The sequence below is a fragment of the Streptomyces sp. NPDC001292 genome (genome assembly GCF_042896465.1).
Lineage (GTDB): Bacteria > Actinomycetota > Actinomycetes > Streptomycetales > Streptomycetaceae > Streptomyces.
The window spans coordinates 1-21,549 of record NZ_JBIAXG010000046.1 but is presented as its reverse complement, the minus strand read 5'-3'; the positions used below and the strand labels follow the sequence as shown (position 1 = coordinate 21,549).

24 protein-coding genes are annotated in these 21,549 nt (G+C 70.2%); 18 read left to right on the top strand and 6 right to left on the bottom strand.

Annotated features, from left to right (window positions below; genetic code table 11):
* The first annotated feature begins 10 nt into the window (after window positions 1–10).
* The 5 genes from ACFY4A_RS34285 to ACFY4A_RS34265 all read left to right on the top strand — a co-directional run bounded on the left by ACFY4A_RS34285 (window position 11) and on the right by ACFY4A_RS34265 (window position 6,768).
* The gene (locus ACFY4A_RS34285; RefSeq protein WP_390833224.1) at window positions 11–1,147 is read left to right on the top strand and encodes a PP2C family protein-serine/threonine phosphatase; all 1,137 of its coding nucleotides are present in this window, start codon (window positions 11–13) and stop codon (window positions 1,145–1,147) included.
* A 192-nt stretch (window positions 1,148–1,339) separates the two neighbouring features.
* Window positions 1,340–3,901, top strand: a complete 2,562-nt coding sequence (locus tag ACFY4A_RS34280; RefSeq protein ID WP_390833223.1) for a Tn3 family transposase — start codon at window positions 1,340–1,342, stop codon at window positions 3,899–3,901.
* Between the two features lie 132 nt (window positions 3,902–4,033).
* Complete coding sequence (locus tag ACFY4A_RS34275; RefSeq protein WP_390833222.1) at window positions 4,034–4,768, top strand: MerR family transcriptional regulator; 735 nt, start codon at window positions 4,034–4,036, stop codon at window positions 4,766–4,768.
* Window positions 4,765–5,604: a hypothetical protein gene (locus ACFY4A_RS34270; protein WP_390833221.1), complete on the top strand. Its 840-nt coding sequence runs from the start codon at window positions 4,765–4,767 to the stop codon at window positions 5,602–5,604. Before ACFY4A_RS34275 ends, ACFY4A_RS34270 begins: the two co-directional genes overlap by 4 nt.
* Before the next feature lie 351 nt (window positions 5,605–5,955).
* Window positions 5,956–6,768 (top strand): recombinase family protein, encoded by an 813-nt coding sequence (locus ACFY4A_RS34265; protein WP_390833220.1) that lies wholly within the window; start codon window positions 5,956–5,958, stop codon window positions 6,766–6,768.
* Here the strand turns inward: ACFY4A_RS34265 and ACFY4A_RS34260 are convergent.
* Both ACFY4A_RS34260 and ACFY4A_RS34255 read right to left on the bottom strand, forming a co-directional pair.
* Window positions 6,695–7,249 (bottom strand): hypothetical protein, encoded by a 555-nt coding sequence (locus ACFY4A_RS34260; RefSeq protein WP_390833219.1) that lies wholly within the window; start codon window positions 7,247–7,249, stop codon window positions 6,695–6,697. The two genes, ACFY4A_RS34265 and ACFY4A_RS34260, sit on opposite strands and share 74 nt — an antisense overlap.
* 46 nt (window positions 7,250–7,295) lie before the next feature.
* On the bottom strand, window positions 7,296–8,120 hold the full coding sequence (locus ACFY4A_RS34255) for a hypothetical protein (protein ID WP_390833218.1): 825 nt from the start codon (window positions 8,118–8,120) through the stop codon (window positions 7,296–7,298).
* An 878-nt stretch (window positions 8,121–8,998) separates the two neighbouring features.
* Here ACFY4A_RS34255 and ACFY4A_RS34250 point away from each other — a divergent pair.
* The 12 genes from ACFY4A_RS34250 to ACFY4A_RS34195 all read left to right on the top strand — a co-directional run bounded on the left by ACFY4A_RS34250 (window position 8,999) and on the right by ACFY4A_RS34195 (window position 18,082).
* Window positions 8,999–9,151 (top strand): hypothetical protein, encoded by a 153-nt coding sequence (locus ACFY4A_RS34250; RefSeq protein WP_390833217.1) that lies wholly within the window; start codon window positions 8,999–9,001, stop codon window positions 9,149–9,151.
* Between the two features lie 1,114 nt (window positions 9,152–10,265).
* Window positions 10,266–10,970, top strand: a complete 705-nt coding sequence (locus tag ACFY4A_RS34245; RefSeq protein WP_390833216.1) for a hypothetical protein — start codon at window positions 10,266–10,268, stop codon at window positions 10,968–10,970.
* 148 nt (window positions 10,971–11,118) lie between these two features.
* The gene (locus ACFY4A_RS34240; RefSeq protein WP_390833215.1) at window positions 11,119–11,448 is read left to right on the top strand and encodes a hypothetical protein; all 330 of its coding nucleotides are present in this window, start codon (window positions 11,119–11,121) and stop codon (window positions 11,446–11,448) included.
* A gap of 11 nt (window positions 11,449–11,459) precedes the next feature.
* Complete coding sequence (locus ACFY4A_RS34235; RefSeq protein ID WP_390833214.1) at window positions 11,460–11,690, top strand: hypothetical protein; 231 nt, start codon at window positions 11,460–11,462, stop codon at window positions 11,688–11,690.
* A gap of 144 nt (window positions 11,691–11,834) precedes the next feature.
* Window positions 11,835–12,107 carry a hypothetical protein gene (locus ACFY4A_RS34230; protein ID WP_390833213.1) on the top strand — a complete coding sequence of 91 codons (273 nt, stop codon included), beginning with the start codon at window positions 11,835–11,837 and terminating at the stop codon, window positions 12,105–12,107.
* Complete coding sequence (locus ACFY4A_RS34225; protein ID WP_390833212.1) at window positions 12,100–13,392, top strand: zeta toxin family protein; 1,293 nt, start codon at window positions 12,100–12,102, stop codon at window positions 13,390–13,392. The genes ACFY4A_RS34230 and ACFY4A_RS34225 overlap by 8 nt, the downstream gene beginning before the upstream one ends.
* A gap of 421 nt (window positions 13,393–13,813) precedes the next feature.
* On the top strand, window positions 13,814–14,260 hold the full coding sequence (locus ACFY4A_RS34220; RefSeq protein WP_390833211.1) for a hypothetical protein: 447 nt from the start codon (window positions 13,814–13,816) through the stop codon (window positions 14,258–14,260).
* 494 nt (window positions 14,261–14,754) lie between these two features.
* Complete coding sequence (locus ACFY4A_RS34215) at window positions 14,755–15,507, top strand: hypothetical protein (RefSeq protein WP_390833210.1); 753 nt, start codon at window positions 14,755–14,757, stop codon at window positions 15,505–15,507.
* Between the two features lie 178 nt (window positions 15,508–15,685).
* Window positions 15,686–16,018, top strand: a complete 333-nt coding sequence (locus ACFY4A_RS34210; RefSeq protein WP_141363914.1) for a DUF952 domain-containing protein — start codon at window positions 15,686–15,688, stop codon at window positions 16,016–16,018.
* A 299-nt stretch (window positions 16,019–16,317) separates the two neighbouring features.
* Entirely contained in the window at window positions 16,318–17,580 is a 1,263-nt protein-coding gene (locus tag ACFY4A_RS34205; protein ID WP_390833209.1) for an erythromycin esterase family protein, read from the top strand.
* Between the two features lie 79 nt (window positions 17,581–17,659).
* Entirely contained in the window at window positions 17,660–17,785 is a 126-nt protein-coding gene (locus tag ACFY4A_RS34200; protein WP_390730212.1) for a hypothetical protein, read from the top strand.
* Window positions 17,786–17,821: 36 nt separating this feature from the next.
* Complete coding sequence (locus ACFY4A_RS34195; RefSeq protein ID WP_390730211.1) at window positions 17,822–18,082, top strand: hypothetical protein; 261 nt, start codon at window positions 17,822–17,824, stop codon at window positions 18,080–18,082.
* Between the two features lie 242 nt (window positions 18,083–18,324).
* Here the strand turns inward: ACFY4A_RS34195 and ACFY4A_RS34190 are convergent, their stop codons facing one another.
* From ACFY4A_RS34190 to ACFY4A_RS34180, 3 genes are all read right to left on the bottom strand, one after another.
* Window positions 18,325–18,711: a hypothetical protein gene (locus ACFY4A_RS34190; RefSeq protein WP_390833208.1), complete on the bottom strand. Its 387-nt coding sequence runs from the start codon at window positions 18,709–18,711 to the stop codon at window positions 18,325–18,327.
* Between the two features lie 236 nt (window positions 18,712–18,947).
* A complete protein-coding gene (locus ACFY4A_RS34185; RefSeq protein WP_390729650.1) occupies window positions 18,948–19,334 on the bottom strand; it encodes a fic family toxin-antitoxin system, toxin component in 387 nt (128 codons plus the stop codon).
* On the bottom strand, window positions 19,331–19,612 hold the full coding sequence (locus ACFY4A_RS34180; protein WP_390729654.1) for a DUF1778 domain-containing protein: 282 nt from the start codon (window positions 19,610–19,612) through the stop codon (window positions 19,331–19,333). The genes ACFY4A_RS34185 and ACFY4A_RS34180 overlap by 4 nt, the downstream gene beginning before the upstream one ends.
* 742 nt (window positions 19,613–20,354) lie before the next feature.
* Here ACFY4A_RS34180 and ACFY4A_RS34175 point away from each other — a divergent pair.
* On the top strand, window positions 20,355–20,597 hold the full coding sequence (locus ACFY4A_RS34175) for a hypothetical protein (protein WP_390833207.1): 243 nt from the start codon (window positions 20,355–20,357) through the stop codon (window positions 20,595–20,597).
* Window positions 20,598–20,644: 47 nt separating this feature from the next.
* Here the strand turns inward: ACFY4A_RS34175 and ACFY4A_RS34170 are convergent, their stop codons facing one another.
* Window positions 20,645–21,238 (bottom strand): hypothetical protein, encoded by a 594-nt coding sequence (locus ACFY4A_RS34170; RefSeq protein ID WP_390833206.1) that lies wholly within the window; start codon window positions 21,236–21,238, stop codon window positions 20,645–20,647.
* Window positions 21,239–21,549 lie beyond the last annotated feature (311 nt).

Below are 21,549 nucleotides of genomic sequence, written 5' to 3'. Positions count from 1 at the left end.
AGTGGAAGGCATGAGTCCCTGGCAGAGCCTTGTCGGACTGCGGCAGCCGTGGAAAAGGAGTCATGCGCTGGTGCTGCTTCCGATCGCGCTCATTGTGCTGATCACGGCCGTGGACCTCAGTATTCCCGAGTACATCTACCTAGAGCCTGCGCTGGTCATCGCGCCTGCGCTGACCCCATCGTTCGCCGGGCCTCGGACTACCGGCCTCATCGGAGCACTGGCGGTTGCGGCTAATGTGATCATCTCCTATCTTTTTGGCGATTTGGGCAGCCTGAACCGCGTTGTGCAGATCGTCACGCTCACTGTACTCTCAGTGACGGTCGTCATCTACAGTGCGCTGCGCGACCGTGGCCGAGCACAACTGGCCCAGGTCCGGTCGGTGGCCGAGGCGGCACAGCACGTCCTGCTGTGGCCGCTACCCGAACAGATCGGCCCCCTGAAAGTCGCCAGCCTGTACCTGGCCGCCGAAGACGAAGCGCAGATCGGTGGAGACCTGTACGCGGTCGCCCACACTGACGACGCGGTGCGCATCCTGATCGGCGACGTGCGCGGCAAAGGACTTTCCGCCATCGGCGAGGCCGCAGTGCTGCTCGGAGCCTTCCGCGAGGGCGCCCACCGACACGCCTCCCTGCCGGAACTCGCCGCCACCGTGGAGCAGAGCGTGACCCGCTACCTGGCCGATTCCGAACCGCTAGAGGAGGCCGGCGAACGCTTCGCCACCGCCCTGCTCGTGGAGATCCCCGACGCGGACCTGGTCACCCGGATGACCACCTGCGGGCACCCACCGCCGCTGCTGATCAGTACCGGCCACTCGGTCACCGTTCCCAGCCTGCACCCCGCACCCCCGATGGGGGTTGGTCGGACCGGCCCGGGAGACCACAGCCTGGACGTGTTCTCCTTCGAGCCCGGCGACACCCTCCTGCTCTACACCGACGGCGTCATCGAGGCCCGCGACACACACGGCCGCTTCTACCCCCTCGCGGAACGCGTCGCGCAATGGCCCCAGGCCGGACCGGAGTCGCTTCTGCACCACATCCGGCGCGACCTCCTCGCCCACTCCGGCGGACGCCTCGACGACGACGCCGCACTGGTCGCCCTCCACCGCACCCCGCCCACCCACCGCGGACAGATCATCCACCGCGGATAGCACTGGTCCCGGACGGCACCGAGGGTGACGACGTAGACCTCCCCTGGAGAGAACTGCAACGGCCTTGGGGAACATCGGTACAGCCGTTGGCGCTGAGAACGATCATGGTCGGTTAGCACAGCGATCGTCCCCAGAACGGGGGTTCGCTGAAAGATCGTCGATCAGGGGCGGGGCCTGGCTACGGTCCGCCTCATGCCGGTGGAGTTCTTAACTGATGATCAGGCCGAGGCGTACGGGAAGTTCGCTGAGGAGCCGACGAGACCCGAGCTGGAGCGGTTCTTCTTCCTGGATGATGTCGACCGCGATCTGATTGCGCTGCGGCGTACAAAGCATCATCAGCTGGGCTTCGCCCTCCAGATGTGCACAGTCCGCTACGTGGGGCTGTTCCTGGAGGACCCGCTCGCGGTGCCGTGGCCGGTGGTCGAGCACCTGGCCGTGCAGCTCGGTATCGAGGATCCGTCGTGTGTGAAGCGGTACACCGAGCGGCTGAAGACGGCATACGAGCACTCGTGGGAGATCCGGGACGCCTACGGATACCACCCGTACGAAGATGCGGAGTCAGGGCGGAAGTTCCGGACGTTCCTGCACGGCCGGGCGTGGACGCATGCGGAGGGGCCGGTCGCGCTGTTCAACCAGGCGGTGGGCTGGCTACGGCGGAACCGGGTGCTGCTGCCGGGTGTCTCGGTGCTGGCCCGGCAGGTGTCGGAGGTTCGCACGATCGCGGAGAAGCGGCTGCACGCCACCGTGGCCAGGGCGGCTCACCGCGCGGACCCGGCGCTGCCAACGGACCTGGTGGCCACGCTGGTGACGCCGGAGGGCGGCCGGTACTCGGAGCTGGAGCGGCTGCGCCGGCCGCCGACACGGACGACGGGCACGGCGTTCGCACGGTCGCTGGAGAGGGTCGACGAGATCGGCGCGTTCCAGCTCGGGCGGTTGAAGCTGTCGCAGATCCCGCCGAACCGGCTCGCGGCGCTGGCCCGCTACGGGCTGGGGTCCAAGGCTGCGAGCCTGGAGCGGGCCGCAGAGCCCAAGCGCACGGCGATGCTCACCGCGGTGATGCGCCATCTTGAGGCCAAGGCGATCGATGAGGCGCTGGACCTGTTCTCGGTGCTGATGGCGACGAGGCTGATCAGCACGGCGAAGCGGGCGACGGACAAGGAGCGGCTTTCGACGCTGCCGCAGTTGGAGAAGGCGTCGCGGACCCTGGCGCGGGCGGCGAAGGTGCTGTTCGAGGAGCTGGAGCTGGTCGAGGCACACGGCACGGATCTGGACGCGGCGGCACTGTGGCGGGCAGTGGAGGAGGTCGCGCCCCGGGCCGCGGTGATGAGTGCGGCCGTGCTGGTGGTCTCGCTGGTGCCGGAGGACGAGGACTCGGCGGCCGTCGCGATGCGGGCGGCGCTGGCCACCCGGTACAACACGGTGCGGCCGTTCCTGTCGCTGCTGGGCGAGTCGAAGGCGCTGGATGCGGCGACCGGCGGGAAGCGGGTGCTGGCCGGGGTGAAGCGGCTGCCCGCTCTGGCGCGGCGGCGGGTGAAGGACAAGCCGCTGCTGCCGCGCGAGGTCGACGACAAGCTGGTGCCGGCCGCGTGGCGCAAGGCGGTGTACGCCAACGCCGAGCTGCCGCCGGGGGCCGTCGACCGGGACGCGTACGTGGTGTGCGTGCTGGAGCAGCTGCACCGCGCGCTTCAGCGCCGGGACGTGTTCGCCTCTCCCTCGCACCGCTGGTCCGACCCGCGCGCCCGGCTACTGGACGGCACGGAGTGGGAGGCCGTGCGGGACGACGTCCTGGCGGGCCTGAGCCTGGACATGCCGGTCGAGGAGCACGCCGCCCCGTCGCCGAAGTACTTCGGGTTCAAGCGCGGCATCACCTGGCTCAACGCCGTCAACGACCAGGTCGCGGGCATCGGGCAGATGGTGGTGCCGGGCACGCCGCGCGACTCCCTGCACATCCTGGACGCCCTGCTGAATCTCGATGGCGGGGTGAAGCCGGAGATGGTCGCCACCGACAACGCCTCGTACAGCGACATCGTGTTCGGGATCTTCCGCATCCTGGGCTACAACTTCAGTCCCCGGTTCAAGGATCTGGACGACCAGCGGTTCTGGCGCGCGTCCTTTCCCGGTGTAGAGACCGGCACGTACGGGCCGCTGGAGCCGCTGGCCCGCAACCGGGTCAACCTGGACAAGGTGATCACTCACTGGCCGGACATGCTCCGGGTCGCCGGTTCCCTGGTCACCAACCAGGTACGCGCCTACGACCTGCTGCGGATGTTCGGACGCGAAGGCCACCCGACCCCGTTGGGGCAGGCATTCGCCGAATACGGCCGGATCGCCAAGACCGAGCACCTGCTCCGCGTCGTCGACCCGGTCGACGACACCTACCGCCGCCAGATGAACCGCCAGCTCACCGTGCAGGAGTCCCGGCACAAGCTGGCCCGCGACGTGTGCCACGGCAAGCGCGGCACCATCCATCAGGCGTATCGGGACGGGATGGAGGACCAGCTCGGCTCCCTGGGGCTGGTCCTCAACGCCGTGGTGCTGTGGACCACCCGGTACATCGACGCCGCCGTCGCCCGGCTCCGTGCCGAGGGACACGAGATCCGGGACGAGGACATCGCCCGCCTGTCCCCTCTCAAGCACCGCAACCTCAATGTCCTGGGCCGTTACAGCTTCACCGCCTCCACCCCGGCTGGCGGCGCCCTACGCCCTCTTCGCGACCCGGACACAGTCGAACTCGACGAGGACGACGAGGGGTAGGGGAGCGGACTCCGGCCAGATACGTGCGCTGGCGAAGACGCACCACTCCGGCGCGTAGACGCCCTTGAATCGTTTGGCCCGACGACTTCCACCGCTTGACCTTGACGCAACGGCAGGGTTTCTACTGGCGGCATGCGAATCGGAGAGATCGCCGCGCTCGTGGGGCTCACCACCCGGGCGATCCGGCACTACCACCATGTCGGCCTGCTTCCGGAACCGGAGCGGCGCCCCAACGGCTACCGGGCCTACAGCGTCCGCGACGCCGTCCTGCTCGCCCGGGTGCGCCGGCTCACCGAACTCGGCCTCAGCCTCGATGAAGTGCGCGACGCCCTCGCCGACGATGCCGGACGCGAACTGACCGAGATATTGGAAGAACTCGACGCCGACCTGGCCCGCCAGGAAGCCGACATCAGGGAGCGCCGCTGCCGGCTCGGCGCCCTGCTTGCAGAGCCGCCCGGCGCGACCGGGCCCGTCTCACCCGCCCTCGCCGCACTGCTGGCACAGGCCCCCCGAACAGACTCGCCGAGCGCGGCCAAGGACCGCGAGTACCTCACGCTGCTGGACGCCACCAGCACCGGTAACCAAGAGATGCTCGCGCTGCTCGGGACGCTGGTCGGCGATCCCGCGGTTGTCGAACTGTATGAGCGCCTCGACGCGCTCGCCGAAGCCCCCACCGACGATCCGCGCATCGCACCCCTGGCAGCTGACCTGATGGCAGCCGTCCCCGAGGACCTGTTCGCCGCAATCCCCGAGGACGGGGTCGTCGTGACCGGGTTCAGGGAGGCGCTGCTCGCCGAGTACACCCCAGCGCAGGCGGAAGTCGTGGGCCAGCTCATGGACGCGTTCATGGAAAGGGGCCGGGGATGAGCGACCGGCCAAGAGGCGTACGGGCGGCGCGGGTCGCGGTGGCCGCCGTGCTGCCGGGGGAACTGGCCCTGGCGGCCTGTCTGGTGGCCGGGGTCCGGCCGCCCGGGTGGGCGCTGGCGGGCGCCGAGGCGCTGGTGCTCGCGGTGCTGCTGCTGGAGGCCTGGGTGCTGCGCTCGTTGTACGTCGCCGCGCGCGCCCGCGGCGTAGACCGCCGGGCGGCGCGGCGGGACGCCGTACAGGAGGCGGTGCCGGTGACAGTCCGCCGCCTGATCCTCCACGAGCTGCGCGCCCTCGCCTCCCTGGGGCGGTGGGTCCGGCGCAGCACGCACGGGGTGCGCCCCGGAGACCTCGCTGCCGCGTACACCGGTCCCCAAACCGCGATGATGTACGGGCTGCTCTTCGTGATGGTGATCGAGACGGTGGGCCTGGCCTTCCTCATCCCTTGGCCGGTGGTCCACCGGGTGATCCTGGTACTCGACCTGTACGGCGTCGTCCTCGTACTGGCACTGCACGCCGCATGCGTCACCCGACCGCACGTCGTGCGCCCCGACGGTTCTCTGCGGATCCGCTACGGAGCCCTCTTCGATCTCGCCGTACCGCCGGACGCGGTCGCCTCGGTCCGGGTCGACCGGCGCTATCCCGAGGGCCGCCTGATCACCCTCTCCGAGGACGGGGTCCTCGACCTGATCGTGGGCAGCCAGACCTCGGTGACCCTGAAGCTGAACCGGCCACTCCCCTTCACCCGCCCGCTCGGCGCAACGGAAGAGGCCCACACCATCCGCTTCCACGCAGACGACCCACGCGCACTGGTCAGCGCACTCCGTCAGCCCGCCTGAGCACACAGGTTGGTCCTCGCCGCGACGTGGCGCCCGGCAAGGCGCTCCGATCGGGCACCCGCCCGGTTGCATGTTCGACTTCTCGGCATTCTCACAAATGAACATCTGTGAGAGTTCTGCGAGAGCCCTGGCAGTGATCACGTCTCCGCAGGTCGCTGTTCGCAAAAGTCCTCTCGAAACCGGCGTGTTGTGCGAGGCACTTCTGAGAGGCTGCCGCCATGGATCTCACGCCCGATCAGGCCGCATTGGCGGTAGAGCGTCACGACTGCCCGAACTGTGACGCGCCCGCTGGCAGCGCCTGCCGTACCCGGGGCGGGAAGACCGCTGCGAAGTACCACACCCCCCGGCCGCGTGTGGAAGCCGGGGCCCGCGCTCGCCGTCGTGCCCGCGCCCCGCACCGAGAGGCCGGTGAGGATCGGGTACGCCCGTACCTCGACCGCCCGCCAGGAGCTGGCGAGCCAGCTGGAAGCCCTCCACCGCGCGGAGTGCCACAAGGTCTTCCAGGAGCAGATCAGTACCCGCGTCAAGGTGCGGCCCGAGCTGGAGAAGGCGCTCGCGCTGGCCCGCCAGTTCAAGGAAGCCGCACCCGAGACGCCGGTCATCCTCACCGTCCACGAGCTCAAGCGGCTCGCGCGCAACGCCGCCGAGCTGATGACACTGTCCGCCGAACTCCAGGCCGGCGGCATCCAGCTCGAACTCCTCACCGGCCCGCTCACCGGCATCTACGACCCCAACGGCATGGGCGCCATGTTCTTCGCCGTGCTCGCCGTTGCCGGGCAGATCGAGCGCAACTACATCCGGGAGAAGACACTCGAAGGCCAGGTCACCGCAGCAGCCAAGGGCAACCACGGCGGACGGCCGAAGGTCATCGACGACGACATGCTCACCTTCGCCGTCGCGCCCAAGGACAAGGGCGTCCCCGTTCCCGAGATCGCGAAGAAGCTGATCATCAAGACCGGGAAGAACGCAGGCAAAAGCCCCTCGGTCGCCTCGCTCTACCGGGCGCTGGCCGAAGTCGAGGAGGCTGCGGCGGATGGCGGCCCGCCGCTGCGGCCCAAGCACGTCCGCATCCGCCGGTCAGAAGGCCCGCTCACCCCCGAGGAGACCGACCTCCGCGACCGTCTCCAGGCCCAGCCCCACCCGAACACGGAGATCCGCAGCTAGACCCCATGATCAATCTCAGCGCCAACGGCTGTACCGATGTTCCCCAAGGCCGCTTCAGTGCCTCGCGGGCCGCTCTGGAGGCCTCCTTGGGCACGGTGAACCCGCGGCCGCGCGCCTCGACGGTGACTCCGGTGATCCTGCGCTCGATGGTGTTCGGTGCGGCTTGTTGCACCTGGTCCAGCCAGGTCACGAAGCCCACGAAGGTCCCCACCGTGAGTGCGCTGAGCGGCAGCCGGGTGCCGGTGCGCTCGGCGAGCCAGCCGTGGAACTCCTCCCACAGCGCCCAGTCGCGGGCGTAGCCGTCCTGGGTCTTCTTCGGCCGGATCCGGCCCAGGTGCTCCCGGGCGCCGTGTTCCAGGGCGGTGAGGACGGCGGCCGCCGCCGGGTCGTACACCGCGATCGCGCCGTCGGCCGCACCGTTGCCGGTGCCGGCCCGCTCGGCGTCGGCGGCGTCCTGGACTCGCTCCACATCGGCGGTCACTGCCGTACCGTCTCCTCTCCCGTTCTCCTGCAGTCGGTGACGGCGGTCATCGGTCGCCGGTGATGGTGCGCTTCGGTGCGGCGGTGACCAGCTGGACCCAGCGCAACGCCAGATCCACCGCCGCCTCGTCACGGGTTCTGCGGCGCGGGCCAACATGGCCGCCGAGGCGGCCGGTCCAGCCGTTGCGCCCGGAGCGGGAGGCGCCGCCGTAGGTCGGCTCCACGTGGCCGATCACGGTGTCGCCGCTGCGCAGGATCCAGCCGTGGTTGTCCCGGTGTTCCGGATGGCGCACCAGTTCCGCGGCGTCGACGACGGCGCGGGCCTTCTTCTTCGCGAGCCGCTGCGGCCGTGGCTCGATTCCCCGGGGCGTGGCCGTTGCCGCTGAATCGTCACGTGACGCTCTGGCGGCACGCGTCGCGGGCCGGGCGCTGCGCCCCGAATCGTCACGTGACGCTCCCGGGCCGGTGACGGCGGCCGCATCCGCTGGTGCCGTCGGGGCGGCGGTCTGGTCCCGGCGGACGGCCGTTTCGCCGGCGGTTGCGGTCGGGGCGGCCTGGTGGGCGCGGGCCGTGAGGACGGCCGGGAGCCGCGCCAGCACGCCGAGGTCGAAGTCGTCGACGGGTTGCCCGGCGGTCAGGGCAGCGGCCAGCCGCCGCGCCGCGAGCGCGAGTTGGTCGGCGAGCTCCGAGGCGGGCACGCCGTCGTACCGGGTGAGCAGGCCCGGTGCGTCGCCGATGGCGAGGAGGTGAGCGTCGCGCTGCCGCTGGCGGGCGCGATACGCCTTGGCCTGGCAGGCGCGTGAGCAGTAGCGGCGGGCGCGCGGGCCGCGCTGTGCGGGCAGGTCTGCGCCGCACACCAAGCACACCGCCATGGAGACCCCTCCCCCTTCAATCGTCACGTGATGCTTGCGCGCACGGTACCACCCCGGGACCCGAACATCACGTGACGATTGAGCCCGGGTGCGGCGCGGCGTGCCGGTCACCGGCCATGCCCGGCCCGGCGGCGGTTCGTCACGGTCCGGTGCTCGTACAGCTACGGCAGACGGACATGTGGCGGAGAGTGACGGGCCATCCGGGCCGACGCCGGAAGTAGAGATGCGGGGAGACGTCGGGCCGCGGGCGCCCTTCGGGCGGGGGTGGAGCTGGCGGCCGGCCCCGGCGGTAGCCCGTGGGAGACGGCTGTCCCCCGGTCGCGCCCCGCGCGGAGTCGGGCAGATCGGGCACACGTCCCACGGGCCACCGGCGATCAGGCCGCTGACCTGCGGAAACCGCTGTGTGCCCCTGTGAGGCCCTGACATCTACCCGAGCGCCAAATCACATACGGACGATGGAGAACTCCCCGGAGGCGGCATCCTGGGGGCCCGTTTTTGATCTTGGCGGCTCCATGCTCCGCGCGCTTCCGCCGGCGGATGCCGGGAGACCTCCGGAGAGGCCTCCATGACCTCCGTGTTCTACGGCCAGCTCCGGGTGGAGATCGACTCCGGGAAGGTCCGGTACGTCCCTATACCGCGAGCGACCCGGAGGGGAAATCCGCAGGTGAACCCCAGGAAACCACCCGTGTGAGAATAGCTCAGCACCTGAGCCCCCCAGCCACAAGAATTGCTGGGGCATTGTCATCCGTTGTCATACACCGTCATACGCCGCCCCCTGAAGGCACTCAGAAAGGCCCCGCACTCGTGTATCTTCTATTTTTAACGCCATCCCCCTCCGGAGTGGCGGTGAGACGCACGTGCTCTCACCAAGGAGGGAGGTGGATCAGGTGGCCGGCGACGACGTCCTTCAGGGGGGCTCCAAGCCGGTGCGGACCAAGCTTTGGGACCGGGCTGCTTCGGCAGGTCGGCTCCTGGGGGGCCTGGCTCAGGCGGCGTACTACGCGCTCAAGACCTGGGTGGAACTCCTGTAGAAGCACTGATGGGGCCGCCCTCTGCAGGGGCGACCCCATCGGAAGTCCTCACCGACGGACCCCTCATGTCCTCGCTTCGCGGGCCAGGCGTGGGGGTCCACTCATGTCGTGGACCGTGTGCTGAGCACCAACCTTCGCTGTGCTCGCTGGTTTCAGACTAGCACCCGGAGCAAAAATTACGAAGAACCCAAATTTTGGGTTCTGCTTATTTTGAAGATCCTTCGTTCTGCTCAGATGCAATTTTCGGGGTCCAGCACAGATTACTAAACTGCGCCCAGCGCTATTTTTCTTCGTCAGCCAAAATCGCGATCTGGTGAGAACGTAACTTTGGCCGTTGTCCCAACGACTTCGCAGCATCGTTCCCAACGTGCTCTCCGTATCCGAGGTACTGCCCGGCCGCCCGGGCCGTACCCGCCTACTCGACGGGATGCACCCTGGCACGGGTGCGTTCCAGAGGCCGGCGCTCGATCCGGACCTCTCCGTCAGCTACGAAGTCGGGGTGCACCTGAGGTACGCGGCGAGTGCACCTCGGAGATACAGCCCGGGTGGCCAGGCGGCTGGGTGCACCCCGTCGAGTACGCGGCGGGTACGGCCCGGGCGGCCGGGCAGTACCTCGGGTACGGACAACGCACCAAGAACACCGTGTTGAACGTGTGGGGCGGCATGTTGGGCTGTTGTGGATTGCGTTGGGAACGACTGGGAACCCCGTCGCGCCTTCTGTAATCCCGTCACTCGAATGGAGTAGCCCCTTCTGTCGTCAGAAACCGCCTGGTACTGGACAGTTCGCTGCCGCGCGGCCTCGCTAACCTCGATTCGTCAGCGGGGTTCGGCCGCTGATCGGTCCGGCGGTTCGCCCGTAATGTCCTCTGCCGGTTGAGGGCGGGCCGTCGCCTTCCCACCCCTCCCGGTTTCCGGAGCCGGCGGTTCCTCATGCCCGGTTTGTCGCCTCGGATATGACACCTTATCCGAGGCGAGACACGTCGCCTCGGCTCGCATATAACATCTTTGCCGTGTTCTACGAACATTCTCTATTGACGGCTTCCAGCAACCCCGGGCAGACTCCTGTGTCATATAGAACACGTTGAGAATGCGGCAAGGATCGCCCGGAGGGCTCGTGAAGATCACCATCGAGGGAGCGTCACCCGAGTTCGAGCGCAAGCTGCTCGACCTGCTCGCCGAGCACCGCGAGGAGCTGGCGGTCGCCGTCGACACGGAGTGGGACGCCGATCGCGCCGAACGGTACCTGCGCACCCTGCCCGGACCGGCCCTGCACTTCCTGGAGGATGTCGTCGCCGCGCAAGGGCATGCCGACGCCGAGGATCTGCGCGACCGGTTCGGATCGCTGCGCGGCCCGACCATCGCGCTGTCGCGGGCCATGCCCCGCGGGGTGAAGGCCGGCTGGTGGCCGGAGGGGACCCCCGCCCCCATCCAGCCGGTCTACGACCCCCAAAACCCCTCATGGCAACGGGCCATCGCATACGTCATGGAAAGGAAGGTGCTCGACGTCTTCAACGATGCGCTCTGGGCAGTCACCGGCCACGGGCCGGGCTACCCTCGCGACCCCGAGGACTTGAAGCAGCTGGAGGAAGCGCGGGACCAGGATGCGACAGAGCGCGCAGCCCTGGAGGAAGCGCGTACGAAGGAGTTCGAGGCCCTGGAGGAAGCGCTCCAGGATGCGGAAGAGCACGAGGCCGCACCCGGCTGGGCCGACGGTGACGCCCCGTCCGCGCTGGCCCCGGCCGCCGTCGGGACGGGCTGGGCGGCCGAGGACGACGCGCCGCGTGCGCTGGACATCCTCGACGAAGGAGAGGACCGGTGACGGCCGGGGGTTGCGCGGCTAACCCCCCGCTCTCGCAGAGTCGGCGCGGCCCGTCGGAGAAGCGGGCCGTACCGACTCCTTGGAGGTCATCCGTGTTCCCCGCCCGCAGCGCCGTCCGCTCTGTTCGCACCTCGGAGTGAGGCATCCCATGTCGCTGCTCACCGACGCACTGCCCGGCCTGCTCAGCGCCACCGGCGCCGCCGGCGTGGTCGCACTCGCTTCCGCCGCGCGGCGCCGCCTGCTCTCCCGCCGCCCGCGAACCACCCAACGGCCAGGAACGGCCGCCGCGTTGGAAGGACCCCGCGCGCTCCGTCGCTACACCCTGCTGCGCACCGCCGGCCCGGACCAGTACGAGACGACCCGGCCCACCGGCACCGTCATCACCCACCAGGTGGACGGCCGCCCGCAGCGCTTCGAGCTGACCGACGTCCCGCTCGGCGACGGCACCTTCGCCGCCGAACCGCTCGACTATCTGTAGGAGAAGCCCTCGTGTCCGGCTCCCTGCCCGCCGTCCGCTTCGCCCGCATCACCGACCCGACCCGGCGGCACGCCTTCTTCGTTGCCACCGCCGAGGAGGACCTCGACCGCCTGGCGGCCGCGTACGAGCGCGAGGACGACCTGACCGTGACGCCGGTCGAGTTCACCGACCCCTGGATCGTCAGCGAGACGCGAGGGCGGGTGGCCGACACCCGGCAGGAGAACGGCCGCCCCCGATGGTGATGGTCGGCTCGGTCGAGAACGGCCGGTGGGTCAACTGGAACCTCGAGGCGGCCCGGCCCCTGCCCGCCCGTCCCCTCCCTCTGACCCCACGGAGTCATCTACTCAGGCATGATCACAACATTCCGACCGAGAGGAGCGCCCCCTGTGTCATCTGCACAGCCCGCAGACCGGTACGAGAACGTCCCCACCGCCGCGGTGTACGACACGTTCGCGGAGACGGCCACCCGGCTCACCGGCCGCTACACCCGCCTGTCCGACGCCGCGCCGTCCGCCGCGGAGCGCGAGCAGTGGTGGCAGAAGGTGCTGGAACTGCGCGCGACCAAGCAGGCGGTACCCGCCCACGACCGCGCCCAGCTGATCGCCCACATCGACGCGTGGGAAGCAGAACTCGCCCGCCTCCGGGACGACCGTGGCTGAGGCCCGGGACTACTTCCTCACCGAGGAGCAGCTGCGGGCCCGCTTCGAGGAACGCATCCGAGACTTCGTGTTCTCCGGCTACGCGCCCCAGGACCAGCCGGTACTGGTCCTGGTGGGCGCACAGCCCGCCGCCGGGAAGAGTCAGGCGATGGCGGCCGCCGCGCAGCGCCACGCCGACCGGCAGCTCGTGCCGCTGACCGGGGACGAGCTGCGCGCCTTCCATCCGCAGTACGAGGAACTGCTCGCCGAGCAGCCGCTGCTGTTCCCCAACGCCACCGGCCAGGCCTCCGGAGCGTGGGTGCGGATGAGCATCGAGCACGCCCGCGCCCACGGCTACAGCCTGATGCTGGAGGGCGTGTTCCGGAACCCGGCGATGACCGTGGCCACGGCGGAGGAGTTCGCCGCCGACAAACACACGGTGGAGGTGCTCGGGCTGGGCGTGCGGGCCGAGCGCAGCAGGCTGGACAGCCTGCACCGCTATCTGGAGTCCGGACGCTGGACGCCGCCCACCGCGCACGACGGCGCCTACGCGATGATGCCGCAGACCATCGCGGCCGCCGAGGCCAGCCCGGCCGTCCGGCGGCTCACCATCACCGACCGCACGGGCGCCGACCTGTACGTCAACGAGCGGAACACCGACGGCCGGTGGCGGCATGAGCCCGCCGGCACGGGCGCCCTGGAGGCGAGCCGGGCGCGGCCGCTGCCAGCCGAGGAGGCAGCCGGGTGGCTCGCCCGACACCGCGACATCCTGGTCGAGTTCGCGGCGCGCGGGGAGATCAGCGAGACGCCCCTCCCCGTCCTGCGCACCGTGACCCGGGATGCGGACGCGGTGGCCGCCATGGACCCCGACCCGCGCAGCGCCGCCCGGCGCGAATACGCCGCGCTGCGTCCCCTGGTACACGCCCTGGTGTCTCAGCCGGTGACCTCGCCCAAGGCTCTGCCGCTGCCGCTCCTCCCCGCCGAGATGCTGGCCTCCCGCGCCCACCGCGATGCCGCGCTGGCCACTGCGGAGCTGGACCGCCGCGCCAGCCTCGCCCCCGCCGAACGGCACGCTCAGGACGCGTTCCGCCGCCGCCTCCACGACCGGCTCCGGCCCTCGGTGCAGACACCGGGCCCCGAGGCACCGTCGCGCAGCCGCCCGTCGACCGCGGCGGCCCGCTCCCGGTCGACGACAACCCGGGCGGCCGGCGGACGGAACCGGCCCGCCGCCCCCGGCGGCGAACAGCCGCCCCACCTGCGCCGCTCCGGCCCCGGCCAGGGACGCGGCCGCGGTCCGCAGGCGTAGGAGTCCGAGGAGTATCCGAGCAGGGATCACCGCTACGGCGTTCAGTCTCCTGACGCTCATGGGCGGTACGGGGCGGGGTGGCAGGCTGTCGCGGGTGACGGAGTGGTTGAAGAAGTTCCGCCGCCCGGGGAGGAGAAGGTCTCCGTCCGGAAGGTCGCCGAGGCGGCGGGACTGTCGCCGACCCGGGTCCACCAGCTCACCCCCCGAACTGTTACCGCCGACCTGGAGGGAGAGCCCGACGCCGGCGGACCGTGGTAATGCGTAACATCCGTGGATCTTGGCCGGTTGTCGCCTTCACTGTTGAACTTGTGGCCCGGGATGCTGGCTGGCGAGAACCTGTAATGAACTCGCGAACCGGGGGAGTGATCTGATCATGGTCCGCCTACGTAGATTTGCTGCCGGGGCAGTCGCGTGCGCCACCTTGGCGCTCGGCATCGGGGGTACCGCGAACGCGGCCGACCCGGCCGCCAGCACACCAGCCGCCCGCCAGGCCGTCACCCTCACGGCACCTTCCGCACCTGTGGGCGTCCAGAACTTCGGCCCCACGGCAACGTCGCCCTACACCTCGCCGGCGTCCACCGCGGGTCACGTCAACCCCGGCCAGACCTACACGTGCGAGTACCAGTACTTGTGCGAGGTGGCCTGGGACCCCACCACCGGGAACTGGGAACTGTTCAAGCAGGCAACCTGCAACCTGTACCACGTGTACTACTGGAATGGCGACGGGTACTTCATCAACAACCAGACGCGCGGCACCGTCTCCACCTTCCTCGGCAGCGGCGACAAAACAGTTCTGTGGAGGAACACCGCACCGAGCCCCCAGACGTCCGCCTACTGGGACCCGGTGTACTCGTTCCGCAACTGCTGAACCCGTTCGGCGGTGCTCCCGCCTACGCAGATGGGCCCCTCCTGGTGATCACCAGGAGGGGCCCATCTGCGTTTCCCGGGGCCTGCTGCTGTACTCAGGGCCCGGCGACGACGTGCACGATGCGCACCAGGCCGGTAGCAGGCCGGCCCGGCAGATCACCGTCGGCGCAGGTGTCGGCGGCCGGGGCGATACGGCCCGGTTCTCGTATAGCTACGGCAGACGGACATCCACGGAACTCGGCAACACGTCAAGGCGGACTTACCGGGCGGCAAATGACAAGCACAGCTTGACGGACAGCGGCGGCAAGGCAGGCAGGACGTGACCAGCCGGCAGGTGGATCCTTCGATACCAGCACGAGCAGGACGCGGCCTTGACGATGACCCGTACGCCAGGGCTGTCTTGCCTGTGCCTTACCAAGCAAGCTCGGCGTGACGTCGCCTCCAGCGTCAGGCCGGACCTGCCTTGGGACGGGCGTCAGCTATAGCCTGACGACCATGACTGACACTGCTCCGCCCGTGCCCGCCACGCTCGGTCCCCGCGACGAGGCCCGCGTCTCCTACGGCCTGTGCGCGAAGAAGCTCGCCGACCTCGCCCACGGCCTGCTGGCCCACGACATCGACGCCCCGCCCGGCGACCGGGTACGCCGCGCCCTCGCCCTGCGCGAACAGGTGGAGAAGGTCATCAACCAGGCCGTCGTCGCCGAACGCGAGGAGGGCACCAGCTGGGCCGCCATCGGCCGGGCCGCCGGCGGCATCACCCGGCAGGCCGCCGCCGAGCGCTGGACCCCGGCGGTCACCGCCTGGAGCGCCAACGGACGGCGCGCACTCGGCGGCGGCAGCGGCCTGACCGCCTGGGATGCCGCCGCCAACCTCGATCACGCCTACACCCGCCTCGCCCCCGACCACCCCCGCGCCTTCAGCTCCACCCTGGACGCGGTCCGCTTTCCCGACCAGGAGGCCGACCGCATCCGCCGAGAACAGGCGGCTGCCATCGAGGCCCGGCTGAGTGAACTGCGCGCCGAGATCGCCCACCTGGACCACCGCTTCCACCACTCCAGCGCCCCAGCCGACCGGGGCGGAGCCCTGCGCCGCCGCGGCGAAGACCGCGAGAATGCCGCCCACCTCCTCGACCAGCTGGCCGCCGTCGAGCCCGAACTCGCCGACGACCACCACGCCGCCGCCGAACGATGCCGCGCCGAAGCCGCCGCCGACCGCGAGTTCGCCAACCTCCTCGACCCGGCCGGGTAACACGGCCCCCTCCGTCGACAGAGCGGCCGGCGTCACCCAAGGACCACGAACGGGCGTGGAGCTTGGCCTCGACCAGGGTGGCCAGGTCGAGGCGTCGACCGCCGCCCAGTCCCTCAGCCTGCCGGACCGGCGCAATTTACGGACGCGCGCGGCAGGGCCGGGCCCGTAACGTGGCTGCATGCCGAAGCCTCAGCACATCGTGCACATCACCGAGCGCTCTCTATGGGAGACGGCCCGTGAGTCCGGCACCTACGAGATGTCCACCCGCGGCCGCACACTCCAACAAGAGGGGTTCGTTCACTTCTCCACCCGCGACCAGCTCCCGCGTATCGCGGCCTTCCTCTACGGCGACTACGAGGGCCCCGACGAGTTGGTGGTGCTGGTCGTGGACCCGGCCCGGCTCGATGTCCCGCTGAGGTACGAGGCCATGCCGCCGAACGGCGAGGAGTTCCCGCACGTGTACGGGGCAGTGCCGGTCGAGGCCGTGGTGGGCGTCGAGCCCTGGGGGTGAGCGAACAGGGAGGGGTGCGCCCCCGCTTGGTGTGGGTGATGACCGAGGGGCCAGGAGCCCGTGCCGTAGGCGCTGCACCTGGCGTACCACGGCGGCACAGCCGCACAACGACGCGGGCCCCGGCTCCCCTTTCGCGAAGGGGACCACCGCGGCCCGCGGGTTATCTGGCCAGAAAGACCACCTTCTTAGTCGCCGGACCACTCTGGAGCGGCTGCCGCGAGAAGCGGCGCCCGTAGCCCCCGGTCACACAGCTGCTTGATCACACTCGCGGCCAGGTCTTATGGGTAGCCTGAGCGAACATGTCGACAACAGATCACGAGCCCGCGCCGGGTGAGGTGACGGGCTGGCTGGCCCGGAACGCCTTACCACTGAACAGCCTGACGGCAGGCACACCCACCACCGACCTTCAGCCGCTGAAGAGCATTCTCGACGGCGTGCGGATCGTGGGCCTGGGCGAGGCGACTCACGGAACACGTGAGTTCTTCCAGCTCAAGCACCGCCTACTGGAGTTCCTGGTGACAGAGCTGGGCTTCTCGATCCTGGCCATGGAAGCGAGCGCGTCGGCGGCACCAGCCGTCGACGCCTATGTACGCCAAGGCGTCGGCGACGCCGCGGAGGTCTTGGCCGGGCTCGGATTTTGGACCTGGCGCACCCATGAGGTGCTTGCGGTGATCGAGTGGATGCGGACCTACAACCGAGGCCGCCCCGAGGCCCGGAAGGTGCGCTTCGCGGGCCTCGACCCTCAATGGTGCGGCACCTCCCTCACCGTGCTCGACGCCTTGCTGCGGCGCGTGGCACCCGCGCGTGCGGCTGAGCTCCTCTCCCCGCTCCGCGTGCTCGCCAAGGCGTATCCGGGATCACGTCCCGACCCCGAGCAGCGCCTGGTCCACGACGTGGAGGCGCTGCTGGGCTTTCTCAGCAACATTCCCGAAGCCGCCGACGCGTTGCGCCATGCCCAGATCCTCAAGCAGGCTGCCGACCTGGTGACCCGCGCCGGACAGCACCCGGATGCCGAGCAGACCGTCTTCGCCGCCCGCGACCGGTACATGGCCGATGCGGTCGACGAACTCCTCGCCGATCCGTCCGCCAGAATCGCCCTGTGGGCTCACAACGGCCACATCACGACGAGCCGTCACGGCGGAGCCGTACCGACACTGGGGCAGCACCTCCGCACTCGGCACGGCGACGCTTACTACGCACTCGGCCTGCTGTTCGGCAGAGGGAAATTCCGTGCCCGCCGGATCTGGCCGGGCCCGTGGGCCCGGCCCCGCGCCGGTGCCGTCGTCATCAACCGGATAGGCCCTGCCCGTGCTGCCGCAGTAGAGGCCCAGCTGGCTGCCGCGAACCCAGACGACCACTTCGTGGACCTCCGCAGCGCAGCCGACGCACCGTTGGCCGTACGGCAGTGGCTCCACGGCCGCCACGTCGCGCGGGGCTTCGGCGCCCTGGTTCCACGCTGGACCTACCGGCTCAACCACAGCCCAATCGTCCTGGCCGACGCGTACGACGGGCTGGCCTATGTGGCGGCCTCCAACAGCTCCCAGCCCCTGGCACTCTCATAAACGACCCTTTGCCGGAGCAAGATCGCTCAACGAGCAGGGCGTCCCGAGCAAGCGCGGCGGCCGCTGGCACCCCACGACCGTGGCCCGGCTGCTCTCCCCGGACGCTCGAGCGGCTGCCCGGCAGCAGTCGGCGCAGGCCCGCGCAGCCGAGCGGGAGCAGCAGCGCCGGCAGCGCGCCGACCGCATCCTGTCCCGGCTCACCTGACCAACCCCACGCCCCACCAACGCAACGGAGGACGACATGACCAACTACCGATGCGCCGCTGCTCACCCGGAGGACCCCACCCCGTGCAACGGCCCGCACGACGCCGTGCGCGTACTCGGCGCCAACGGAAGCTACGCGGACGGGTGCGAGCACCACGGCGCCCGGATGCTCGCCTCCGTCGAGGGGGCACGCGCCGTAGATGGCAGCGTCCCCGCGGCCAGCGCCCGCGTCGCGATGGCCTCCGGCATTATCCGCCCGTTCCCGTGGGTTGACGGCCCGCGTACCGAGCCGGACTAGCTCTCCGACGTGGAACGGCGACTCTCATGGACACCGATGACGGGAGCGGCTACGGGTGGTTCGACGCGCCCGAGTTGGACGGCCGCCCCGACTGACCCCCCCGAGCAGCTCCCCAGAGGCCCGCAGCCACTCCCGGCAGCGGGCCTCTGCTCATGCCCCTTGCCCCGGGTTTCTGGACTTTCTGGACCGCCCAACGCGCGCGCACGCGAAGGCCCGGGCCAACCTTGCCGTGGAACCGCGTGTTACCGGTCCTTTCCTAAGGTGGGAAGCCCGCCACTGTACGGGCGGTAGGCAGAGCCGTTCGTGCGCGGAGTGATGCCAAGCTTCTTCTTCAAGGCGGCCAGGTGCTCGGCGTCCGCCTGAGCCTGCTTCTTCTCGTCCTCGGCGGCTCTGAGTCGTGCAGCTTCTGCATCGGAGACGATCCGCTTGGGCTGCCCGGTGTAGAAGTTCTCGGTCTCGAAGAGGAATTTGAGGCCCCACGCCTCGTACTGCTCGGCAGCTTCGCTGTCGCCACGCTCGAGGGCCTCGCGCTGCTTAGTTTCAAGCTGGCGTGCCATTTGGATGCACAAGGCCTGCCGACTCTCGCCGATCCAGTCGGTGCCGGACATCGTGTTATCGCTGGCGCCCATGGTGTCCCCCTCCCGGCTCCATTTCACGGATAGTAGGCCCTCAATGGCGATCCGAGCCGTGAGACCGCCCGACGCGCGCACCCGCAAGGCCGGTCGCTCCGCCGTGAGACCCACACCCGGCCCGCTGAGCTGCACAGAGGTACATCGGTGGAACTCATGAGACCGTCCTATTCGGCCTCGTCTTCGGCTCACGGTGGGGGAGGAGTGTCCCGCGGGGAGCCCGCAGAACGGACAGCTCAGGAAACGCTCCACACTCGCAACTGGCGCCCGGTCAGCCCGACACTCGTCGCGCCGGAGGCCACGTCCCGCACCAGGGACACCGCTTCCTTCGGCGGGTAGTCGAGCCGGCAGCCGTTGAGGGCCAGGTACGCCTCCGCGCAGTGCCAGGCGAAGGCCTCGTTGGAGTGCTCCAGACAGGGCAGCCTCACCAGTGTCTGCAGCAGCGCGGCGGCCTTGAGGTACAGGGAGCCGTAGATGTCGCGTTCCAGCGCCCGGGCGTTGACGCGGGCGACCGCCGCGTACAGCGGGCCGTAGTCGTCCACCTGCGGATCGCCGGGCAGCAGCTCGGCGGCGTGCAGCAGGAAGGTCACATCGAGGGGGGCCGGCGGTTCGTCCTGGGTCACGCGGCGTGGTCCTGCCCCGTCCGGCCCTCGAGGTCGCGCCGCGCCTCCAGCTCGGCGGCGCGCTGCTGGGCGCCCGGAGCGACGGCACCCGCCCCCTCGGCGAAGGCGTCGCCGCTGCGGGACATCGAGTCCCGGAAGGCGTCGAGGAAGCGCTTCTCCACAGCAGTGGCGCGGGCGTACGCGGCGGACAGGATGTACTCCTGCAGGCTAACGCCCTCCTGCCGGGCGGCGGCCTCGATCGCCGCGCGCTGCCCGGGGTCGGGGAAGCGCAGGTTCATGGCTTTCATGGTACCGATGGTACCGTCGATACCGCGCCCCGGGCCAGCCTTCCGAGAACGGTCTGCGCGCGAATCACTGTGCCCCAGGATCGCGCTGCACGTGCGAGCACCCGGCGGGAACAGGGCCGGCACGAGGCGTACGGCGGAGAGCCGTACTTTGAGGGGCTGTTCGGCAGTGGTCGCCAGGACGGCCGTGCCGTCGGCGTCGCCCACTTTGAGGTATGGCCGGTCGGGGTCGAGGACACCGCCGTCGACGGGGACGGCGGCGGCGTTGTTCAGCGGCCGGACGCACACCGACTCCGGGCTCACTCGGTAGCCGCCCGGGGCCTCTCGACCCTCGGAGACGGCACTGTAGACCTCGAATCCGCCCCCGACGGCGGGCACGTAGGCGAAGTTCCAGGCGCCGATGAGCAGGAACCACGCGGAGACGAGGACGAGGCCGGCGTAGACGATCCATCGCTCGCGCACCATGAAGTGCAGATGCTGGGCCCACTCCAGCAGTGCAGGCGCGATCAGCCACAGGCTTAGGATGGCCAGCGGGGCGGGCGTGAACTGGAACTGGTCCCAGGCGGGGATCTGGACGTCCTCGACGTCCACGTGGAACTCGTTCAGATACAGAATGGTCTGCCACAGCCCGATGGAGGGCAGCAGGCCGGGGACAAAGGGCAGCCGGGCCGGGAGCAACCACGGCAGCACGCCGCGCAGCGACGCGTGGCGCAGCAACAGCCCCAGCCCTCGCCAGATGAACATCCCGACGAGCAGGATGAGCAGCGCGTACCCGCCGGAGAAGGCGTCCGGCGTACGCGTCGAGGCCTTCTCCCGTGACGAGCCCGCGGACGAAGACGACAGCGCTCATCATGGCCGACAGCGCGATCTGGCCCGCGCCCGGCAGGCCGGGCCGGTTGCGGTCCAGGGCCAGCGCGGTGGCGGTCAACGCGCCCGCGGCGGCCAGCAGGAAGAACCAGAACCGCGCCTGGTCCGGTGAGGTGTCCTTGTTCTGTGCGTCGGCGACGCCCACCACGAAGACCACGATCAGCGGGGAACTGAGACCGGCGAAGAGGTGTCTTCGGGGCTCCGCCGGACGCGGTCCCGGACCGGTGAACTCCCGCCAGGACGGCCTGATCCGCGCGTCGGCGGGAGTGTCGGCGACGCCGGGCAGCGGCCGGGCGGCGAGTGCCATCGCCTCGTTCCGGGTGTACGCCGCGTCTGGCGGCCGGTGCCGCGGACCTCCCCCACCCGGCGGCGAAGCCGTTCCAGCCGGCCCGGTCCCGGAGGGGTCTGCGGTCCGGCCGCGGGGCGGAAGACGGTCCAGCGCGGACGGAAGTCGGGGCGGCCCCGCACCAGATCCACGGCTGTCACGGTCAGTTCGAGGCTCAGGCGTTCGGCGAGGACCTCCAGCCGCTGCCGGGCACCGGTCACCGCACAGTAGGCGGAGCCGGGGAAGCGGACTTCGACGGTGTAGTCGGCGAGCCCCGCCGCCAGCGCGGTCACAACGGCCGGGACACGGGAGCCGACGGCAATCCACCCCTGTTCGTCCAGCGCGTCGGTGAACAGCTTCTGGTCCGTCGCGGTGCCGTGCACCGTGACCTGAGCGACGGCACGCAGGTCCCAGTGAACTCCAGCCATTCCCAGCCCTGTTCCGGCCGTAGAGACGGCACCCTGGGCGCGCGGCGGTGACGGCCGTGCGTGGGACCGCTTCCTCTGGCGGGTCCGCATCGCTCGTCGGTTGCCCAACTCTGCCGGGTGCCGGGTGCGGGGTGCGGGGTGCCGGAGCAACCATCGGGTTCGCCACGCTGCGAAGCCGGTCGGTCGTGACGCTCATCGGACGCCGCCGTCGCCGTGCTAGTGCAGCGCCGCATTGATCTTGCGGGGGTATGTGCCCCGCCGTCAGCGGCGACGCGGGCTGCTGACGGCGGAGGGTGATGCGTCAGTTCTTG

Coding starts and splice junctions, on each gene's coding strand:
- ACFY4A_RS34285 (WP_390833224.1), top strand. CDS start 11: ATGAGTCCCTGGCAGAGCCTTGTCGGACTGCGGCAGCCGTGGAAAAGG.
- ACFY4A_RS34280 (WP_390833223.1), top strand. CDS start 1,340: ATGCCGGTGGAGTTCTTAACTGATGATCAGGCCGAGGCGTACGGGAAG.
- ACFY4A_RS34275 (WP_390833222.1), top strand. CDS start 4,034: ATGCGAATCGGAGAGATCGCCGCGCTCGTGGGGCTCACCACCCGGGCG.
- ACFY4A_RS34270 (WP_390833221.1), top strand. CDS start 4,765: ATGAGCGACCGGCCAAGAGGCGTACGGGCGGCGCGGGTCGCGGTGGCC.
- ACFY4A_RS34255 (WP_390833218.1), bottom strand. CDS start 8,120: ATGGCGGTGTGCTTGGTGTGCGGCGCAGACCTGCCCGCACAGCGCGGC.
- ACFY4A_RS34240 (WP_390833215.1), top strand. CDS start 11,119: ATGTCGCTGCTCACCGACGCACTGCCCGGCCTGCTCAGCGCCACCGGC.
- ACFY4A_RS34215 (WP_390833210.1), top strand. CDS start 14,755: ATGACTGACACTGCTCCGCCCGTGCCCGCCACGCTCGGTCCCCGCGAC.
- ACFY4A_RS34210 (WP_141363914.1), top strand. CDS start 15,686: ATGCCGAAGCCTCAGCACATCGTGCACATCACCGAGCGCTCTCTATGG.
- ACFY4A_RS34205 (WP_390833209.1), top strand. CDS start 16,318: ATGTCGACAACAGATCACGAGCCCGCGCCGGGTGAGGTGACGGGCTGG.
- ACFY4A_RS34195 (WP_390730211.1), top strand. CDS start 17,822: ATGACCAACTACCGATGCGCCGCTGCTCACCCGGAGGACCCCACCCCG.
- ACFY4A_RS34190 (WP_390833208.1), bottom strand. CDS start 18,711: ATGGGCGCCAGCGATAACACGATGTCCGGCACCGACTGGATCGGCGAG.
- ACFY4A_RS34180 (WP_390729654.1), bottom strand. CDS start 19,612: ATGAACCTGCGCTTCCCCGACCCCGGGCAGCGCGCGGCGATCGAGGCC.
- ACFY4A_RS34175 (WP_390833207.1), top strand. CDS start 20,355: ATGAACATCCCGACGAGCAGGATGAGCAGCGCGTACCCGCCGGAGAAG.
- ACFY4A_RS34170 (WP_390833206.1), bottom strand. CDS start 21,238: ATGGCTGGAGTTCACTGGGACCTGCGTGCCGTCGCTCAGGTCACGGTG.